Genomic DNA, 17,927 nt, shown 5'->3' on the forward strand with positions numbered 1-17,927 from the left:
GGCCTTCGCCGGCGGGCTTGGGCGCATCCGCGGGATCGGTGCTGCCCTGCTGGTGCGAGGACGACCCGCTGTCCTTGGGCTCTGATCCGTTGGCCACGGTCATAGGTGCTCCTGACGGGAAAGTATTTCGTAGCGCGGGTTGAACATGGCAGGGAAGCCGTCGAGCTGGGTCACCATTCCGTCGAGGCGAAGTTCAACGCCCGCCTCGATGCCGGGCACCCGCGTGCGTCCCAGCCAGATCACACGTAAGCGATCGTACTGTTTCCTGGAGCCCGCAGCCGTAGACGGCGCTTGAACTCCAGGACGCAACGCGTCCACCACGATGGCGGAGAAGAACGGTTGCGTGCTGGGCGGCTGGTGCGTCACGGACTCGATGAAACCGACGCACACGACCTTTCCCCGTTCGGGAAGGTCACGGATCCCCACCTCCACGGGAGGTTGGGCAGCCACTCCACCGTTGCCTGGCAAATCAGCCAATCTGGGTGGTCTCCGGGCCTCGCTCAGGCTGCTGCAAAGAAGGGCCCGACGGCGGGACGGCACCTTGGGGAGCACCGGCCTGGCCAGGTACAGCGGCATCCTTGGGCAAGCGCAGCTGCAGCAATTCGCGCGGAGGCATCGGATTGTCACCGCGGACCACCACCACGCGGCGGAACAGTTCCTCAAGGTCTGCAGCAGCGTCACGTTCCAAGGCCGCCTGTCCGCCCAGGACGCCGCGAAGGAACCAACGCGGTCCATCCACGCCCATGAAACGTGCGGCGCGGAAGCCCTTGCTTCCGTCAGCAGCTTCGGCAGGCAGCTTGGCCACAAGCTCTGTTCCGAACTCGCCCTGGATTTCCTCGGTCTCGCCGCCCTGGCTGGCCACGGACTGGGAGATCTGCTCCCGGATTTCATCCCAGAGCCCTTCGGAGCGGGGGGCAGCAAAGGCCTGAAGCTGCAGACTGGAGCCACCCAGGTCCAGGGTCACGGCGACGACACGCTGGGTAGCCTCCTCCACCTCCAAACGGAGCTGGAGGCCTTCAGAGGGAGCGATCAGGAGGGCACCGAGATCCACATAACCTTCGCGGCTGTCAATCTCATCAACGTCCAGCGGTCCCTTGCCGAGGCGGAAGTCGCCGGGAACGCGGTCCCCGGCGGCCGGGGTCTCCTCAGAACCTGCACCGGATTCCTCGACGGTGCCGGCGCTGTCTGCCCGCTCGGCCTTGGACTTTTTACCGCGCCCAAAAAGCATTGGGTTTTCTCCTTAGTAGTGATCTATCCCCAAGTAAACCGCAACCAGGTTGGTGCACGTTAACCAGACCACGGCGTCAATCGTCGCTGGGAGCAGCCGGCTCAGGCCTTGGGTGCGTTGAATCCGCCGGTAGAGCCGAATCCTCCAGTGCCACGGACCGATTCGGACAACTGGTCAACGGTGACGAACCGTGCGTACTCGACCCTCTGGATCACCATCTGGGCAATCCTGTCGCCGCGCTTGAGGCTGATGGGGTTGCTTTGGTCGGTGTTCAGCAGGGTCACTGCTATTTCGCCCCTGTAGCCCGCGTCCACGGTTCCCGGTGCGTTGACGACAGTCAGTCCGTGTTTGGTAGCGAGCCCCGAACGCGGATGGATAAGGGCAACGAAGCCGTCCGGCAGGGCAATGGAGACTCCCGTCGGAACCAGCTTGCGCTCTCCAGGGGCCAGGTGCACATCCTCGCGTGCCCGGAGATCAGCTCCAGCGTCGCCGGGGTGGGCGTACGACGGCGCTTCCAGGCCGTCGTCGAGCATTTTCAGCTGAACGTCCAAGGTCGGGGCCCCATAACTGGTGGCCGCCTCTACATCGGGGCTTACGGCGTCTTCACTGAATACTGCGGTCTCATTGCTCACAGTGGTCCATTCTACTGTTACTGGCATTTGCTGTTTTCCCGTGGTCGCTGCCCCGGCGGACTCCCGGCCCCTGGTGGCCGGATAAACTGGGGACATGCCTACGCCTGACCAGTCCTCGTCCGTGCCTGCCCGGAACACCCCCTCCCCTTCAGGAGTCCTGTACACGGAGAAACTCTGGCCCTCGTTGTGGATCTGGATCGTCGTCGTCGGACTCTCAAGCGCCGGGCTGCTGATGTTCGGCCCCATCAGCCCGGCCGCGGCCGCCATTGCTGCCCTTGCTTTGCTGGCCATCATGACCACCATGCTGGTCCTTTCCACGCCCACCATCACGGTCACCTCAGACACCGTCCGGGTGGGCCGGGCCAGCATTGACCGTGCGTTCGTAGGTTCAGTCCAGGCGTTCAGGAAGGCCGAAGCGACAGCTGAGCGCGGGCCGCGCCTGAACGGATTGGCCTACATGTGCTTCCGTGGCTGGATCGATCCCGTGGTCAAAATCGAGATCACCGATCCGGCCGACCGCACTCCTTACTGGCTGGCATCAACACGCAGGCCCGAAGAGCTCGTTGCGGCCCTGGCGGCGCCGCGCTCCTGAAGCCAGCCGGCCGGTCCTGTTCAACTTTCACACTCAGGTTCAGCTTTCACACTCAGTGCAATACAGATGGCCGCCCCGTTCGGCAGCTATTTGGGACCTGTGCTTGACCAGGAAGCAGTTGAAGCACGTGAACTCATCAGGCTGCGGAGGCATGACCTGAATCAGGAGTTCCTCTCCGGAGAGGTCGGCTCCCGGCAGTTCGAACCCGTCAGCAAGATCTGTCTCATCGACATCAACCGCCGAGGACTGTTTTCCCGATTGGCGCGTCTTGAGCTCCTCCAGGGAATCCTCACTGACGTCTTCCTCTGTCTTCCGGGGAGCATCGTAATCGGTAGCCATGGTTTTTCCTTGTCCTCCGTCCCTGCTGTGGGTGGGATCCCGGGCAACACCCTCTCGTGCCGCCCGGTGTATGCAACACCGGGCACGTCGGATTTGTGCCCGATATCGGCCAGATTGTCCTCCGCCGCCCAGCAAAAGTCCATAGCGCCCTCCTGGACCCGCTGATGCTCCCGATCTGCCCGCTTTCTGCGGAAAATCACGGCACGCCCTCGCTCCTAGTAGGAAATGCTCCCTGCTGGTGGCAGAGTTTCGAATGTCAGTTATGCCATGGTGGAGGGTGTTATGCAGGATCTACGGCTGGTAGGCGTCCACGACGACGGCGGGCACCTGCTCTTAAGCGGCCCGGGCGGTGCGATGTTCCAGCTTCCGATCGACGAGGCTTTGAGGGCAGCCGCGATCCGGACACCGGCACAGGTGGCCGCCCGCGCCTCCAACACGCCCATTGCCATGTCCCCCAGGGATATCCAGGCCAGAATCCGCAGCGGTGCGACCGCAGCAGAAGTTTCCGAACTCTCAGGCCTGCCACTGGCAAACGTCCAGCGCTACGAGGGTCCGGTCCTCGCCGAGCGCGAGTACGTTGCCCGCCAGGCCCGTGGGATTGAAGTTGCCGCCCCGGCTCCGGGCCATGACGCCTACCGTTCCGCATTCGGAGACGCACCGGCCACCCTGGGCGAAATGGTGGAGCACAGGCTTTCCGCACACGGCATCGACGCGTCGACAGTGGAGTGGGATTCATGGCGCCGCCCCGACGGTTCCTGGACTGTTGTTGCCAGGTTCGACACCGTTCCCGGCACGCACGGCAGTATCGGCGAGGAGCCACCGGCGATGTGGACCTTCAGCCCCCAACGCAAGTCTTTGCAGAACGCAAACCGTTGGGCCCAGCAGCTCAGCGAACTGGAGCCACTCGACGGCCCGGTACCTGCCCGGCGCCTCGCCGCGGTCTCCGACCGTCCCTTCGATTTTGAAACCGACGCCGAAACGGCTGCGCGCGCTTCCGCCAAGGAATCGGACAGCCTCCTGGATATGCTCCGCTCACGCCGCGGCCAGCGCCTTGGCGTCGACGAGGACGGCGACGACGCCTTGGCTGTCTTGCTGAGCAACGTGCCTGCGGCCCACCCCCGTCCGGGCGAGGACGAGGCCGAGTTGCCGACCGAAACCGACGACGCGAACCGCGGCTCCGAGGTTTCCGTGGAAGAGGAACTTGCCCGCAGGGAAGGCCGGCCCTCGATGCTGTCCCGGTTGAGCCTCGCGCCGCGCCACTTCGAAGCCGATGACGAAGACGATTCCCTGAAGCTCCACAATGGCGTAAGCACCGATACCCGGGAGATCACCGTCGTGGCGAGCCCGCTCCGTCCTGTCACACCCCTTGTGGGCCGCAAACCGGCCGGCCTCGACGAGTTGCTGGGCGGCGGCCCGGCGGCTGAAGCACGTGTAAATGACGACGGCGGCCACGCTGAAGACGTCAGTGGCGACGTTGCACCCACAGACGAAGCACCCTCGGAAGAGGGCGGCGAACCGGCCGCCCGGCAACACGTCGAACCACCGGCAGAACGCCAGCCGGCCCGGCCCAAGAGGTCGAGCATTCCCAGTTGGGATGAGATCGTCTTCGGAGCGCGCGGAGACTAGCTCTGAGTGCCCGGCTGGCCTTGTATGCCAGGCTGTCCGGCTCCCGGCCAGAGGCACGCATCGATGTCGAACGGCAAGGGCTGATCGGCGCCGGCCATAAGGTTGGCCCCGTGGGCGGTGACCCTTCGCATGTAGTGACGGCGGCACAGCGTTTCATAGCCCACGACGCCGGCATCGGACCGGCCTTCGCTGTCTCCGGAGGCAGGTGCGACATCGCCCACCATGACCTGTTCGCCTTCCACCACCATGATGCCGTTGAGCGTCCGGGCGTTCTGGGTAGCCCTTCGGCCGCACCAGCACAGCGCCTCGACCTGCAGGACCTGGACCCTGTCCGCCAGCTCAATGAGCCGCTGTGAGCCGGGGAACAATCGGGTTCTGAAATCAGATGTGATGCCGAACGCAAAGACATCCACGTCCATCTCATCCACCACCCGTGCCAACTGTTCGACCTGGCCCGGTGAGTAGAACTGGGCTTCGTCACAGATCAGGTAGTCCACCCGGAGTCCACTGGTTCGGCGGATCACTACTTCATCCCAGAAATCGGTTGCGTCTTGGACTTCCACTGCATCGGTCTGCAGGCCCAAGCGGCTCGAAATCACGGAATCGCCGGCCCGGTCGTTTCGGCTGAACCGGACACCACCACGTCCTCGGGCGCGGTGGTTGTGGTCCATTTGCAGCGCCAGCGTCGATTTACCGCAGTCCATGGTCCCGGAGAAAAAGACCAGTTCAGCCACGTTTGCCCTTCCTGCCGGTTGCACTGAAGCACACAAGAGGCACTTCGCGCTCAGCCCGGGTCAAGGAACCATGCTGCCCCACGACTTCCAGTGAGGACGGACGCACGCGGCGGGTGTCGTACAGGGCCAGCGTATCCCTGGCCGCAATCATGACATCGCCGATCCTGGGAGCAACAGAAGGAAGAACGTCGCCGAACAGCCCGGCGGCCACGGCTTGTTCGCGCGTGAAGACCCAGATCCTCTCGCCAAACCGCCGCCTCCAGGCATCCACCAGCGAAATGCGGTGGGCATCAGTGGCATCGGTTTCCAAGTAGAGATGCACCATGCGGGGTTCACCCGCTGTGTGCCGGACACCTGCCACCAGCGACTCATCGGCCGAGTAGTCGATCCGCTGGGATTCCGGGACGTCCAGCATGCCGTGGTCACCGGTCAACAGGATGGTGGTGCCTGCAGGCAGTGTCGCGGAAAGCCGCTTTACCGTGGAGTCAAGCTCCTCGATCTGGTGCTCCCAGCGCTCGGACTGGCATCCGTAGCGGTGACCTGCCTTGTCCAATTCGTTGGCGTAGAAGTACATCAGCGACCGGCCACCGCCGGACATGGCCTCGGCGGCCGCGGCGGTCCGGGCGTGCAGGGACGTCCCACCCACGAAGCGACTCCCGCGCAGCGCTGCTTGTGTCATGGGCGAGTTGCCGAACTGGGGCAGGCTCACGGTGACAACGTCCAGCTCCTGGGCTACGCGTTCAAAGACCGTTGGATGGGGCTGCCACGTCGCTGGATCCACCTGGGCGTCCCAGTTGCCAAGAAGGTTGACCACCTTGTCCTGGGCGGGGTCCAGCACGTCATAGCCGACCATTCCGTGGTGTCCGGCCGGCAGCCCTGTGCCAAGGCTCGCCAGGGAAGCTGCCGTGGTGCTGGGAAAGGCAGCATCCAGCCAGCTCGGGACGTTCCCTTGGCCTGAGGCAACAATCGAACGCAGGAACGGTGTGTGGGAGGCCTTCTGCTTGAGCAGGTTCCGTCCCAGTCCATCGGCGAGGACAACGCAGACACGCTGGGTGGATGGCAGCTGGAGCTGGTTGGTGAAACCGGGGACACCGAGGGCTGCCGCGGAACTCGTCAGAACTTCAGCGATCGATTTGGTCCCGAAGAGCGGTGGTGCCGGAAGCTCGGTTGTCGTCGTCGACGCAGGCGTCTGCGCGGTGTCGCTCAACGCTGGTGCCCGCGGCTCAGGCGGTTGCTGAAAACGCCCGAACGAGGCCTGGGGGCCGGAATACTGGAGTGCTGGACCGGGGCCGGGTTTCCCGTGTTGACTGCACGCAGGGCGCGCGCAAAGAGTTTGGCGTCCTGGACAGCCTGAAGCCCGTCAGCTTCGGCGCTGATGCGCAGCACGATGTCTTCCTGGGCGATGGTCCCGGTGTAGCCGTGATCAGCCTCACACTGGGGATCCCCACAGCTTGCCGGCCCCATGTCCAGCCGCTGCCCACCCGACCACGCGATGGATACGGTCAGCTCCCGGACGGGATCGGAGGACTTGTAGTTTTGCGGCTGGGAGTACATGTAGCTGAGGACCACCGAGCGGATCTGGGCAACGGGCACTGACTCCGTGGAGATCTGCGCAACGATCTGCTCGCCTGCCTCGTCCAGCTGCTGGTCATCGACATGGGTGATCACCAGCATGTCTTCCGTCAGCACCAGCACGGTGATGTGGCGCCGGACCTCCGCGCGGTCGAAGTGCGTCTCCAGGTGGACCAGGTGTGACAAGCACTCGCGGCCATCCAAGGCGTCATCGACGACGTCGGCCACCAACCGGGGGTAGAAACCGGCCTGCTGCAGGGCCTGCTCCAGGCTTTGTCCCTGCGAGCTGTGGTTGTGCGCGGCATGGTTCCCATTGTTGGACGGGCGGGATTGAGGCGTCGGAGACTGGGTGCTCATTCCCCCATTTTCACAGATCGCTTGGGGACTTCCTAACCGCCCACCGCTTGCCTGTGGCTAACTCCGCATCGCCCGGCGGGCACTGTCCGTGCGCTGGGCCGCGTTGCCGATCCACACTTCGGCCCCCAGGATCTTCGCGCCTCCGGGCCCCGCAAGAACCGGGTTGAACTCCACCAGCGCAATCCCGGGGTGGTCATCCTTGAGCTTGGCAAGCCTGGCGGCGATGTCCTCAAGGGCTGCCACATCCACTGCCGGGAGGCCCTGGTACCCAAAAAGTTTCCGCGACGCCCGTGGTGACCGGATGACATCATGCAAGTCGGCAGCCGAGAGCGGCGGCACCCTGTGCGCCCAGTCATCCAGAAGGTTCACGGCGTCACCGGCCAACCCAAACGAGACCACGGGCCCCAGGAGAGGGTCCTCCATGGCACGGAAAGTGCAGGCTTGCCCCACCGGAGCCATGGCTTGGACTTCCAGCGAGGGTGAGCCGAACGGCTCCAGTGCGCGGCGCATCTGCGCGATGTTCTGCCGCAGCGATTGGGCATCCTGGATGTCCAGGCGCACCCCACCCAGGTCCAACCTGTGCCGGAGGGCCGGGTCGGTCGTCTTCAACACCACCGGCCACCCCACGGCCTCAGCCGCTTCGATGGCCTCCTCATCGGTGCCGAAACCAATGCTCGGCAGCACCGCGATGCCGTAGCCTGCCAGCAATGCCGCAGCTGCACCGGCGTCGAGCTTCCTGATCTTTTCGCCGGTGACACCGGCCAGCATGGCCGCCAGCCTCTCACGTGTGCCGTCGACGTCGCAGCCCTCAGGCTCGACGAAAAGTCCGTGGTCGCGGTCCCGCCACTGGGCATAGCGGACGATGGCAGCCAGTGCCGCTACTGCCGCGCCGGCGTTGGAGTAGCACGGCAAGGGTGGCTTCCCCGCGGAGCCCACCATGCCCTCCACATGGACAGAAGGGTCGAGGATTCCCGTGAAGGCCGCGATAACGGGCTTCCCGGCCTCCTCGGCGCATTCGGCGAGGACACCTGCGAGCGCCTCCACGGTCAGGCCGCGGGCCGGGAGGAGGGCGGCCACCACGGCGTGGACAGAATCGTCTGCAAGGCTTTCCTGCAGGCTGGCCCGCAGCGCCGGCAGCGCAAGTGACATACCGGCGTCGAGGTCCACCTCAGTGACCAGGCGATTGACGTCCAGGCCCAGCGGAACCGCGCTGTCGGCCACCACTTTGGCCAAGGCGACGGAGTTGGAGTACACCGCCAGCCCCGGCCCTTGGGGCAGCGCCTGGGAGGAGGCGATCTGGGCGATGTCCATGAGTTGTTCGATGGTGTCGACCCGGATGACACCGGCCTGGCGCATCATGGCGTCCAAGGCAGCTGATGGCGCCTGGGTAGTCCGGACCTCGTGGCCAGGCGGTAGCGTGAGGCCAGTGACGTCCGACTTGGCAACAATCACCGGCTTGCTGCGTGAGAGCCTGCGCGCCAGCCGGGAGAACTTGCGGGGGTTGCCGATGGACTCCAGGTAGAGCCCGACGGCGGACGTGTCGGCGTCGTCCTCCCAGTACTGCATGACATCGTTGCCGGAGACATCGGCGCGGTTGCCGGCGGACAGGAAGGAGGACAATCCCAGTCGACGGCGGCTGGCGGCCGCATATACCGCCACGCCCACGGCAGCCGACTGGCTGAACAGGCCCAGGCTCCCGCGCGGAGGCATGGCGGGGGCCATGGAAGCATTCAAGGAGACCGCCGGGTGCGTGTTCAGGATCCCGAGCGACTCCGGACCGATAACGCGCATACCGTTGGCCCGTGCCCGGCGTACCAGCTCATGCTGGCGCGCCAAGCCCCGCTCGCCGTCGTCGGCGAATCCCGCAGTGGCCACCACAATCCCCTTGACCCCGGCCGCCGCGCAATCGTCCACCACCTTGGGCACTTCTTCATAAGGCACTGCAACGATCGCCAACTGGACCGGGCCGGGAATCTCGGACAATTTCGAGAACGAGATCATGCCGGCGAGCTCAAATGCTTCGGGGTTGACGGCGTAAACGGGCCCCTTGAAGCCACCTTCGATGATGTGCTCAAGCAGTTGGTAGCCGACCGTTCCCCACTTGCGGCTGGCACCTATGACAGCCACGGACGACGGCGACAGGAGGTCCCGTACGCTGCGAGCCTCCGCACGGTGCTCGCGGGACTCCATGACTGCCCGTGATTTCTCAGTGGGGTCGATGTTGAACTCGACACTGACCACACCGTCGTCGAATTGCCGTTTGAGGTCGTACCCGGCGTCTGCGAACACCATCAGCATCTTGCGGTTGTCGGGCAGGACCTCGGCGGTGAACCGACGGATGCCGTTCTCCCTGGCGGCGACCGCCAGGTGTTCCAGGAGGATCGAACCGATGCCGCGGCCCTGATGGGCGTCCGAAATGTTGAATGCAACCTCGGCTTCGCTGGGGTCATCGAGGCGGTCGTAGCGGCCAATGCCCATGATTTCACCACCAATGGTGATCACGAAGGCCACGCGGTTGAGGTGGTCCACTTCCGTGAAACGCCGCACTTCCTTCCCGGACAGCCGCGGCTTGAACGAGAAGAAGCGCATGTAGATGGAGGCCTGGGACTGGCCCGCGTGGAAGGCCTGCAGGGCATCTGCGTCTTCGGGCCGTATGGGGCGCAGGTGGGCGGTTCCTCCGTCGCGCAAGACGACATCGGCCTCCCAATATTCCGGATAAATGCCGACGCCGGGCTGATCCACCATAGGCTTAGCCTAGCTAAAACATCCGTAGTACAACTTTCGAGGATTTTCCTGCCCCATGGCCCGCAGCCAAACTTCCGCACGCAAAGCCGAACCGCTTGGCGATTTCACTGAGAACATCGTCGACATTGACGTCACTTCCGAGATGGAAGGCTCCTTCCTGGAGTACGCCTACTCGGTGATCTATTCACGCGCCCTCCCGGATGCGCGCGACGGGCTCAAGCCTGTCCAACGCCGCATTTTGTACATGATGTCGGACATGGGCCTGCGTCCGGAACGCGGACACGTCAAGAGTGCCCGCGTTGTGGGCGAGGTGATGGGTAAACTCCACCCCCACGGTGACGCCGCCATCTACGACGCCATGGTTCGCATGGCGCAGGACTTCTCGTTGCGCTTGCCGCTCATTGATGGCCATGGCAACTTTGGCTCGCTCGACGACGGCCCTGCAGCTCCGCGTTACACCGAGGCGCGCCTGGCCGCTGCGGCCTTGACCATGACAGACCACCTCGACGAGGACGTGGTGGACTTTGTCCCCAACTACGACAACCAGCTGACCCAGCCGGACGTCCTTCCTGCGGCTTTCCCCAACCTGCTGGTCAACGGCACCACGGGCATCGCGGTGGGCATGGCCACCAACATGGCCCCGCACAACCTGGTGGAGGTCATCGCGGCGGCACGGCACCTGATCGCCAATCCCGACGCAACCCTGGATGAGATCATGCGCTTCATCCCGGGGCCGGATCTTCCCACCGGTGGCCGCATCGTGGGACTGGATGGAATCCGCGACGCTTACGCCACCGGCCGTGGCTCCTTCAAGACACGGGCCAAGGTGGAGGTAGAGCAGTTGTCGGCCCGCCGCACGGGCCTGGTGGTTACAGAGCTTCCGTACATGGTGGGCCCTGAGAAGGTCATTGAGAAGATCAAGGACGCCGTCAACGCCAAGAAGCTGACCGGCATCAGCGATGTCGTTGACCTCACCGACCGCAACCACGGCCTGCGGCTGGTCATCGAGCTGAAGAACGGCTTCAACCCGAACGCCGTGCTGCAGCAGCTCTACCGCTACTCCCCCATGGAAGACTCCTTCGGGATCAACAACGTCACCCTGGTGGACGGCCAACCGCAAACCCTGGGACTCCTGGATTTGCTGCGGGTGTACGTGGAGCACCGGCTCAACGTGGTGCGCCGGCGTACCTCGTTCCGCCTGGGCAAGAAGAAGGACCGGCTCCACCTGGTGGAGGGCCTGCTGATCGCGATCGTAGACATCGACGAGGTCATCCAGATCATCCGCTCCTCCGATGAGGCATCGGCGGCCCGCGAACGGCTCATGTCCATCTACGACCTCACCGAGATCCAGGCCAACTACATCCTGGAGCTGCGGCTGCGGCAACTGACCAAGTACTCCCGGCTTGAACTGGAGAAGGAACAGGACGAACTCCGCCGCGAGATCGAAGCACTTGAAGCCATCCTGGCTTCTGACGCATTGCTCCGCGACCTCGTCTCCGGCGAGCTGGGTGAAATCGCCGAAAAGTACGGCACGCCCCGGCGGACCGTGCTGTTGGAATCCGAGGCCGTTTCACCCACTGTCGCAGCCGCCCTCGCTGCAGCTCCCGGCCCCAAGGGGAAGGCAGCCGCACTGCCTTTGGAGATTCCCGACGATCCTTGCTGGGCCTTGCTAAGCGCCTCCGGGCAGATCGCCAGGACCTCCAACCAGGAACCATTGGCCGAGGCTGGCCCACGCACCAAGCACGATGTCTTCCGGTCCGTGGTCAAGACCACCGCCCGGGGCGAAATCGGGGCAGTGACCTCGCAGGGCAGGATGCTTCGGCTGCAAGTGATGGACATGCCGGTCCTGCCACCGGTCTCGGGACTTCCCAACCTGGCAGGGGGTGTTCCTGCCAAGGACTTCATTACCTTGCTCAAGGGCGAGACCCTGGTGGCCTTTGTTCCCTTGGACGCCATTCTCGCACTGGGTACCGTCCAGGGTGTCGTGAAGCGCGTGCAGCCGGACTATCCGCTGAACCGCGAGGATTGGGAGATCATCTCCCTGAAGGACAAGGACTCGGTTTTGGCCGTGGAGCCCGCGCAGGAGGACGACGTCGATCTCGTCTTTGTGACCCGGCAAGCCCAACTGCTGCGGTTCAGCGCCTCCAACGTCCGTCCGCAGGGGCGGACGGCCGGCGGCATGGCCGGCATCAAGTTGGCCGCGGGCGACGAAGTGATCCACTTCGGTACCGTGCGCGCCAACGACCCCGCCGCCGTCGTCGTGACCATCGCGGGGACGAACGGCGCCTTGCCGGGTACGGCACCCGGAACGGCCAAGGTGACCGCCTTCGAGGAGTACCCGGCAAAGGGCCGCGCCACCGGTGGCGTCCGGGTCCACCGTTTCCTCAAGGGTGAAGACACGCTGCTGCTGGCTTGGGCAGGGCATGGACCGGCCAAGGCCTCATCCGCGGCCGGAGTGGCCCGGGCCCTTCCCCTTGAGCACGGGCGGCGGGATGGCTCCGGCGTGCCGTTGTCACAGCCCGTGGAAGCAATCGGGCCGAGCATGGCGTGGCCTGATATTCCAGCAGAGTAGGGCATGGCGAGGGCCGGCGGTTAAACCGCCGGCCCCTGTTGTTGGGGTGGCCATGCGCCCCTTGCCGCGTCAGCCGTTTTGGTTGATGCTCAGTATGTTTCCTTCGCTGTCAAGGAACCACGCTGCCTTCTCCCCGTCCGGCATGGTGGCAATGCCGTTCTCGGTTTTCAGTCCCGGGAAATCGTAGTCCTCAAACTTCACCCCTTTGTCCCGCAGCTCAGCGACTGTGGCTTCGACATCATCGACCATCCAGCCTATTTGGGTGTTCTTTGCCGTGCCCGCGTTGGAGGTTTGGTAGATGAGGAATCCGGTCCCGCCGCCGCACCTGTACTGGAGGTTGTCATCGGCGTCCGGATTGTCGGGTTCAAGTCCGAGCTTTTCGCTGTAGTAAGCGCGTGCCCGGGCGATGTCGTGTGCCGGTAGGACGGCACCAACCTGCTGATCCTTGAGCATTGTTTTCTCTTTCCGGCTCTCCTCCCGGAACGAACTTTACTCCTGGGCCGCACCGGAAGTAATCGCTAACGGCAGCGGAATTTACGGTCCTGCAGGGTAGGCGGACGCCGGGAGCTTAGACTGGCGGCATGCCGATCATCCCTGATGAAAAAGACTGGACCTGGGTCCTCTCCGAGCCGTGCCCTGAATGTGGTTTCGACCCCGCCACTGTGACGCCGGCAACGGTGCCTGGCACGGTCCTGAACATGCTCCCCCGGTGGCGCGCGGTCCTGCGCCGCGACGACGTCGCCGCACGCCCGAACGACCACACCTGGTCTGCCTTGGAATATGCCTGCCATGTTCGCGATGTCTTCAGCCTCTTCGACCAGCGCCTGAACCTGATGCTCACCGAGGACGATGCACGCTTTGCCAATTGGGACCAGGACCAGGCCGCGATCGATGGCGACTACGGCTCGGCGGACCCCGCTACCGTGGCTGACGAGCTGGAAACCGAAGGCACTGTCATCGCGGAATCCTTTGCCCGCGTGGTGGAGGATGACTGGCAACGCACCGGAATCCGCAGCAACGGTTCCTCCTTCACTGTGCTGACGTTTTCCCGGTACTTCCTGCATGACGTGGTCCACCATCTGCACGACGTGGACGGCTAGAGCATTTTCTCCCACGTCATGCTGCGGTTCACCGGGGTGTACCCCATGCCCAGATAGAGTTCCAGCGCGCCCGTGGGGTTGGCCGAGTCGACATCAAGGGACGCCACATCCATTCCGGCCAGGGCGTAGCGGCGCATGGCGTCAGCAAGAAGGGCCTGGGCGATGCCGCGACCGCGGTAGGCGCGCCGGACGCCAAGCAGCTCCGTGTAACCTTCCTTGAATCCGCGCTCGACGGCAGAATGGGGGTCGTGGCTGGTCAGTTGGTACCCGGCCACTGCACCGGTGGAAGCATCGATCACCACGGCGCTGAGGTCGTGCCTTCCCGTGGGTTCATCCATCGTGAAGCGCCACGATTCCTCGTCCCGTGGCTCGCTCCCCCAATGGTCCCTGAACGCATCGTTGTGGGCCATTCGCACGGGCTCAAAGAGCGCGGCCTCAAGGGTCCTGAGTTCGAACCCGTCCGGCAAGGACGCAGCGGGCAGTTGGTCCGCCAGGGGCCTGTGCATCTCATTGAACCAGCGAACGGCGTTATAACCGTGACCCATCAGGAGTTTCCCCTGGTGTTCGTGCTGCTGCTCGGTCTGGATACGGAGCCTTGGCGGGCTCGCCGGATGCCCAGCCGCGGCGTCGGCATCAAAGCGTTTGCGGGCCTGCTGCTCCTGCCACGCAAGGACCGCTGAACCGATGCCGCGTTGCTGCCATTGAGGGTCGACACATGCCATCCCGGTGGCTTTGTCGCCGTCGGGATTCTTGGCGATACGGCCGTATGCACGTGGCACGCCTGTGGCGTCAAAGCCCAGCAGCGTGCTCGTTTGCGGCGGGTTCTTGGTGGACTCCAGGATGTGGACCAAATCGCCACGCTTTTCGAACCAGACAGGATGTTCGACGGCGGCCGTCCGGGCGATCAATCCGGCCCACCCATCGAGGTCATCGGTGGTGGCGGGCCGCCAGCGGAGTCCGGTGGTTCCCGCATCAGGAAGGCAGTGGCTTGCGGCGTCGAAAGTCATGTCCTCAGGCTACTGAGGCCCTGGCCCCGCCACCAGCTCCTCCGTGTCCTGGGCAACCGCGGGTGTCCTCCTGGCCGGCAGTTCCAGCCGGGCGTCCGAAGGGTCGATGTCCTCGGGATTGTGGGTCACCAGGACCACCGTGACGTCCTTCAGCCCGGCACGAAGGATGGTCATCATTTCCCGCGCTGAGGCTGCATCCAAGTGGGCGGTGGGCTCATCGAGCAACAAGACGGAGGCGCCGGTCAGCAACGTACGGGCCATTGCGAGCCGCTGCCGTTCGCCCCCGCTGAGGAAGGAGCCGCCGGGACCAATACGGGCGTCCAAGCCACCTGGAAGGGCCCTCACCACGGCATCTAGCCCGACGGCGGCCAGCGCCTTGTACATCTCGTCGTCGTCTGGCTTCCGGCCGGCAGGCCGGCTGAGCAGGAGGTTTCCCCGGATCGTGGAATCGAAGAGATGGGCTTCCTGGGGGCACCATGCAGCGGTGCCGGTCAGCATCGCCGTTCCCTCCGTGAGGGGGAGGAATCCAAGGAGGACGGAGAGGAGCGTGGACTTCCCTGCCCCGGAAGGACCCGTGACAGCCAGCCAGCGGCCCGGTTCCGCGACGGCTTCGACACCGGTAAAGACGGTGGGCCCGCCAGGCCAGGCCGCGGCGGCACCGCTGAGCTCCAGTCCTTGCCTGCCGGGCCGGTCAGGCAGGTGCTGCGTTCCGCCGTCGTGCTCTTCCTGCGTGCCGGGACCGTCACCAGCGTCCAAAGCCCCGGATGCTGCCACCTTGTTCAGGACGTCGGCGAGTGCCGGCGCCTGGCGCACAGCGGAGACCATCCCCGCGAAAGGTTCCACCAAGGCAAGGTGCATCAAAACCATGACAGCCACGAGCTCAGGGGCAACGCCGCCGTCGAGGACAGACGGGACACTCAGCACCCCGGCCCAGAGCGCTGAAACAGAGCATCCAAGGACAACCACCGCCTGGCCCAGGCCTTCTGCCCATGCCGAACGTTTCGCTGAAAGGGTTGCCGCCCGGTCCTTTGCCGAGAGGGCGCTGATCAGTGGTTCGCCGACATTATTGGCTTGCAGCTCGGCGCGGGCGTCCAGGGCCGCGGCAACTCCCCGCAGCACCTCCGAATGCAGGTGCTGCCTTGCCTTCGCAGCATTGCGGTCGGCCAGGACGGCGAGCAGGGGCGCCACTGCCAGGCCCAGGGTGAACGTGAGCAGCACGGAAGGCATCGCCGCCGGCAAGACGATACCTGTGGCAAGGATGGCGGCCCCGCCCACGGCGACGGCTGTAATCGGAGGCAGGGCCACCCTCGGCAGGAGGTCCCGCAGGGTGTCAACGTCGTCCACGATCGAACCCAGGACGTTTCCACCTTGGAGGAGGCGTCGCAGGGACAACGCCCGGCGGCTCAGGGTGGCCCAGAGCACCCCACGAAGACGCGTCATGGCGGCGAAAACGGCGTTGTGGGTCAGCAGGCGTTCGCAATACCGAAGGACGGCACGTCCGATTCCGAAGAACCTGACGCCGACAATCGCGCCCAACAGGTAGAGGATCGGTGGTTGTTCGCTGGCCCTGATGATGAGCCAGCCCGACAAGCCGGACAGCGCCACAGCGAACAGCGCCGCAAGGACGGCAATGATCCCGGCCGCCGCGAACTTCCACTTGACCGGTTGCAGGACGCCCATCAGTCGTTTCAGGCTCCCGGCGGTGCTGTCCACCGGCCCGTCACCCAGGAGCTGTTCGTCCTTCCCGGTTGCGGCATCCCACGCCTTGGCTGCGGATTGCCCGACCACCCCAGCGCCGCGCCCTGCTGGCGCTGTCACCGGTCCAGGTGTTTGTCCTGGCCGCCCGAGCTGTACAAGGTGGTCAGCGAGCGCGCGGGTTGCGGCGTCGTGGGCCACGAGGATGACAGTGGTCCTGCCACGCAGCGACTCGATGGTACGGCGGATGGCCTCGGCCGACGCTTCGTCCAAGTGTGCTGTGGGCTCGTCGAGCAACAGGAGCGTCGCACCTGCTTCCACGCGTGCCAGGCCCCGGGCCAGGGCTACCCGACGCAGCTCCCCCGGGCTGAGCTCGGCGGGATGCTTTCCTGCAAGGTGGCCTGCCGAGGCGTTTCGGAGGACCCGTGCCGCGGCCAGCTCCACGTCTTTGTCGTAACCCTGAAGGTAAAGCTCGATCTCCTGCTGGACGGTTTCACAGGCCATGCTGGGATGCTGCGGAACCCAGGCGACCGTCCCGGGCCCAGCTCCGGTGACTCGTCCTGCCACGGTGGCTCCGGGGCCCTGTCCGATGAGTCCGGCAAGGACGCCCAGGACGGTACTCTTGCCGGCGCCGCTGTGGCCATCGAGGGCGGTGATCTTCCCCCTCGGGGCGATGAAAGCAAGAGGTCCGACGGCGGCAGCGGACCGTCCGCGGTAGGTCACCGTCAGGCCGGTCACCACAATGTCATCGTGATCCGTCCCTGCGGCATCCGGCACTGGCTGTTGCGACGGTGCTTCAAGCACTGCGTTGGTGGTTTCAAGGGCAGCCCGGCCGTCGTCGCTGGCGTGATGGGCGGTGCCCAGTTCCCGCAATGGGAGGTAGCAGTCAGGAGCGAGGATCAGCGCCAGCAGACCGGCTTCGAGCGCCATGTCTCCCGCTACCAGCCGCACTCCGATGAAGACGGCCACCACGGCAACGGAAATGGTGGCAATGAGCTCCAGGGCGAGGGCGGACAGGAAGGCGGTGCGGAGTGTGCCCATGGTCCGGCTGCGGTACTGCTCGGAGATCTCCTCCAGGGCGGCGCGCTGCTCGCTGGCGCGTCCGAGTCCCACCAAGACCGGGAGCCCCTTGGCCAGTTCCAGGATGTGGCCGGAAAGTTTTCGCAGGGTCGTCTGCGCATCCCTGACGCTGTCTTCTGTGTGCCGGCCGATCAGCACCATGAACAACGGCACCAGGGGCACCGTCAGGACGATGACCACCGCACTGACCCAATCGGCGAAGAGTATCCGGGCTCCGATCAGCAACGGGACCGTGGCGCAGTTGACCAAGGCAGGCAGGTACTGGGTGTAGTAGTCGTCCAGGGCATCCAGGCCGCGGGTGGCCAGTATGGCCAGGCCGCCGTCGTTCATCCCCTCAACGGAAGACGGGCCGCCGTCGTCCAGGGACCGCCTCAGCAGCCGCGCGCGCAGTTCCTCCTTGACGCCCAAGGCGGCGTGCCGGGCCGCGATGCCTTGTCCCCAGACGGTCAAGGACCTCAGCACCGCTCCCACTGCGCCCCACAGCAGGCCGCTGTTCCATTCGGACGAGCCTGTTGCCAGACCGGCAAGCATCACCGCCACGGCCTGCGCCATAAGGACCAGGGACAACGCCTTGAGCGCGGACATCAGTCCCAGGGCGTACAGCGCCGGGCGGGTGGCTTGTCCGGAAGGAAAAACGGGTTTCACGAG

General features: G+C 65.0%; 15 protein-coding genes. 4 read left to right on the forward strand and 11 right to left on the reverse strand.

Features of this window, described 5'->3' with window-relative positions; all coding sequences use genetic code 11:
* Positions 1-99 precede the first annotated feature (99 nt).
* The 3 genes from PQ627_RS02705 to dut all read right to left on the reverse strand — a co-directional run bounded on the left by PQ627_RS02705 (position 100) and on the right by dut (position 1,860).
* Complete coding sequence (locus PQ627_RS02705) at positions 100-477, reverse strand: hypothetical protein (RefSeq protein ID WP_274258241.1); 378 nt, start codon at positions 475-477, stop codon at positions 100-102.
* Positions 470-1,228 (reverse strand): DUF3710 domain-containing protein, encoded by a 759-nt coding sequence (locus tag PQ627_RS02710; RefSeq protein ID WP_274258242.1) that lies wholly within the window; start codon positions 1,226-1,228, stop codon positions 470-472. The genes PQ627_RS02705 and PQ627_RS02710 overlap by 8 nt, the downstream gene beginning before the upstream one ends.
* A 101-nt stretch (positions 1,229-1,329) precedes the next feature.
* Entirely contained in the window at positions 1,330-1,860 is a 531-nt protein-coding gene (gene dut, locus PQ627_RS02715; RefSeq protein ID WP_144662520.1) for a dUTP diphosphatase, read from the reverse strand.
* 94 nt (positions 1,861-1,954) lie between these two features.
* On the opposite strand from dut, the gene PQ627_RS02720 reads away from it, so the two are divergent.
* Positions 1,955-2,452: a DUF3093 domain-containing protein gene (locus PQ627_RS02720; RefSeq protein ID WP_186313659.1), complete on the forward strand. Its 498-nt coding sequence runs from the start codon at positions 1,955-1,957 to the stop codon at positions 2,450-2,452.
* A gap of 39 nt (positions 2,453-2,491) precedes the next feature.
* Here the strand turns inward: PQ627_RS02720 and PQ627_RS02725 are convergent, their stop codons facing one another.
* The gene (locus PQ627_RS02725) at positions 2,492-2,791 is read right to left on the reverse strand and encodes a DUF4193 domain-containing protein (protein ID WP_018778688.1); all 300 of its coding nucleotides are present in this window, start codon (positions 2,789-2,791) and stop codon (positions 2,492-2,494) included.
* A gap of 282 nt (positions 2,792-3,073) precedes the next feature.
* On the opposite strand from PQ627_RS02725, the gene sepH reads away from it, so the two are divergent.
* Entirely contained in the window at positions 3,074-4,417 is a 1,344-nt protein-coding gene (sepH, locus tag PQ627_RS02730) for a septation protein SepH (protein ID WP_274258243.1), read from the forward strand.
* Here sepH and PQ627_RS02735 read toward each other — a convergent pair.
* The 4 genes from PQ627_RS02735 to PQ627_RS02750 are packed head-to-tail and all read right to left on the reverse strand — an operon-like array spanning position 4,414 to position 9,825.
* The gene (locus tag PQ627_RS02735) at positions 4,414-5,151 is read right to left on the reverse strand and encodes a thymidine kinase (protein WP_274258244.1); all 738 of its coding nucleotides are present in this window, start codon (positions 5,149-5,151) and stop codon (positions 4,414-4,416) included. The two genes, sepH and PQ627_RS02735, sit on opposite strands and share 4 nt — an antisense overlap.
* Complete coding sequence (locus PQ627_RS02740; protein WP_274258245.1) at positions 5,144-6,358, reverse strand: alkaline phosphatase family protein; 1,215 nt, start codon at positions 6,356-6,358, stop codon at positions 5,144-5,146. The genes PQ627_RS02735 and PQ627_RS02740 overlap by 8 nt, the downstream gene beginning before the upstream one ends.
* Positions 6,355-7,080 (reverse strand): DUF5998 family protein, encoded by a 726-nt coding sequence (locus PQ627_RS02745; protein WP_144662524.1) that lies wholly within the window; start codon positions 7,078-7,080, stop codon positions 6,355-6,357. The genes PQ627_RS02740 and PQ627_RS02745 overlap by 4 nt, the downstream gene beginning before the upstream one ends.
* 57 nt (positions 7,081-7,137) lie before the next feature.
* A complete protein-coding gene (locus tag PQ627_RS02750; protein ID WP_274258246.1) occupies positions 7,138-9,825 on the reverse strand; it encodes a bifunctional acetate--CoA ligase family protein/GNAT family N-acetyltransferase in 2,688 nt (895 codons plus the stop codon).
* 55 nt (positions 9,826-9,880) lie between these two features.
* Here PQ627_RS02750 and PQ627_RS02755 point away from each other — a divergent pair, with 55 nt between their 5' ends.
* Positions 9,881-12,397: a DNA gyrase/topoisomerase IV subunit A gene (locus PQ627_RS02755; RefSeq protein WP_274258247.1), complete on the forward strand. Its 2,517-nt coding sequence runs from the start codon at positions 9,881-9,883 to the stop codon at positions 12,395-12,397.
* Between the two features lie 69 nt (positions 12,398-12,466).
* Here PQ627_RS02755 and PQ627_RS02760 read toward each other — a convergent pair whose 3' ends face one another.
* Positions 12,467-12,850, reverse strand: a complete 384-nt coding sequence (locus PQ627_RS02760) for a VOC family protein (protein ID WP_144662527.1) — start codon at positions 12,848-12,850, stop codon at positions 12,467-12,469.
* A 128-nt stretch (positions 12,851-12,978) separates the two neighbouring features.
* On the opposite strand from PQ627_RS02760, the gene PQ627_RS02765 reads away from it, so the two are divergent.
* Positions 12,979-13,497 carry a DinB family protein gene (locus PQ627_RS02765; RefSeq protein WP_274258248.1) on the forward strand — a complete coding sequence of 173 codons (519 nt, stop codon included), beginning with the start codon at positions 12,979-12,981 and terminating at the stop codon, positions 13,495-13,497.
* Here the strand turns inward: PQ627_RS02765 and PQ627_RS02770 are convergent.
* Together PQ627_RS02770 and cydD are read right to left on the reverse strand one after the other, a co-directional pair.
* Positions 13,494-14,504 (reverse strand): GNAT family N-acetyltransferase, encoded by a 1,011-nt coding sequence (locus tag PQ627_RS02770; protein WP_274258249.1) that lies wholly within the window; start codon positions 14,502-14,504, stop codon positions 13,494-13,496. The two genes, PQ627_RS02765 and PQ627_RS02770, sit on opposite strands and share 4 nt — an antisense overlap.
* A gap of 9 nt (positions 14,505-14,513) precedes the next feature.
* Positions 14,514-17,924, reverse strand: coding sequence for a thiol reductant ABC exporter subunit CydD (gene cydD / locus PQ627_RS02775; RefSeq protein ID WP_274258250.1), 3,411 nt, complete (start codon positions 17,922-17,924; stop codon positions 14,514-14,516).
* Between the last annotated feature and the right edge of the window lie 3 nt (positions 17,925-17,927).

Origin of the sequence: Paenarthrobacter sp. AB444 (assembly GCF_028736865.1) — a bacterium.
Classification (GTDB): Bacteria; Actinomycetota; Actinomycetes; order Actinomycetales; family Micrococcaceae; genus Arthrobacter; species Arthrobacter nicotinovorans_B.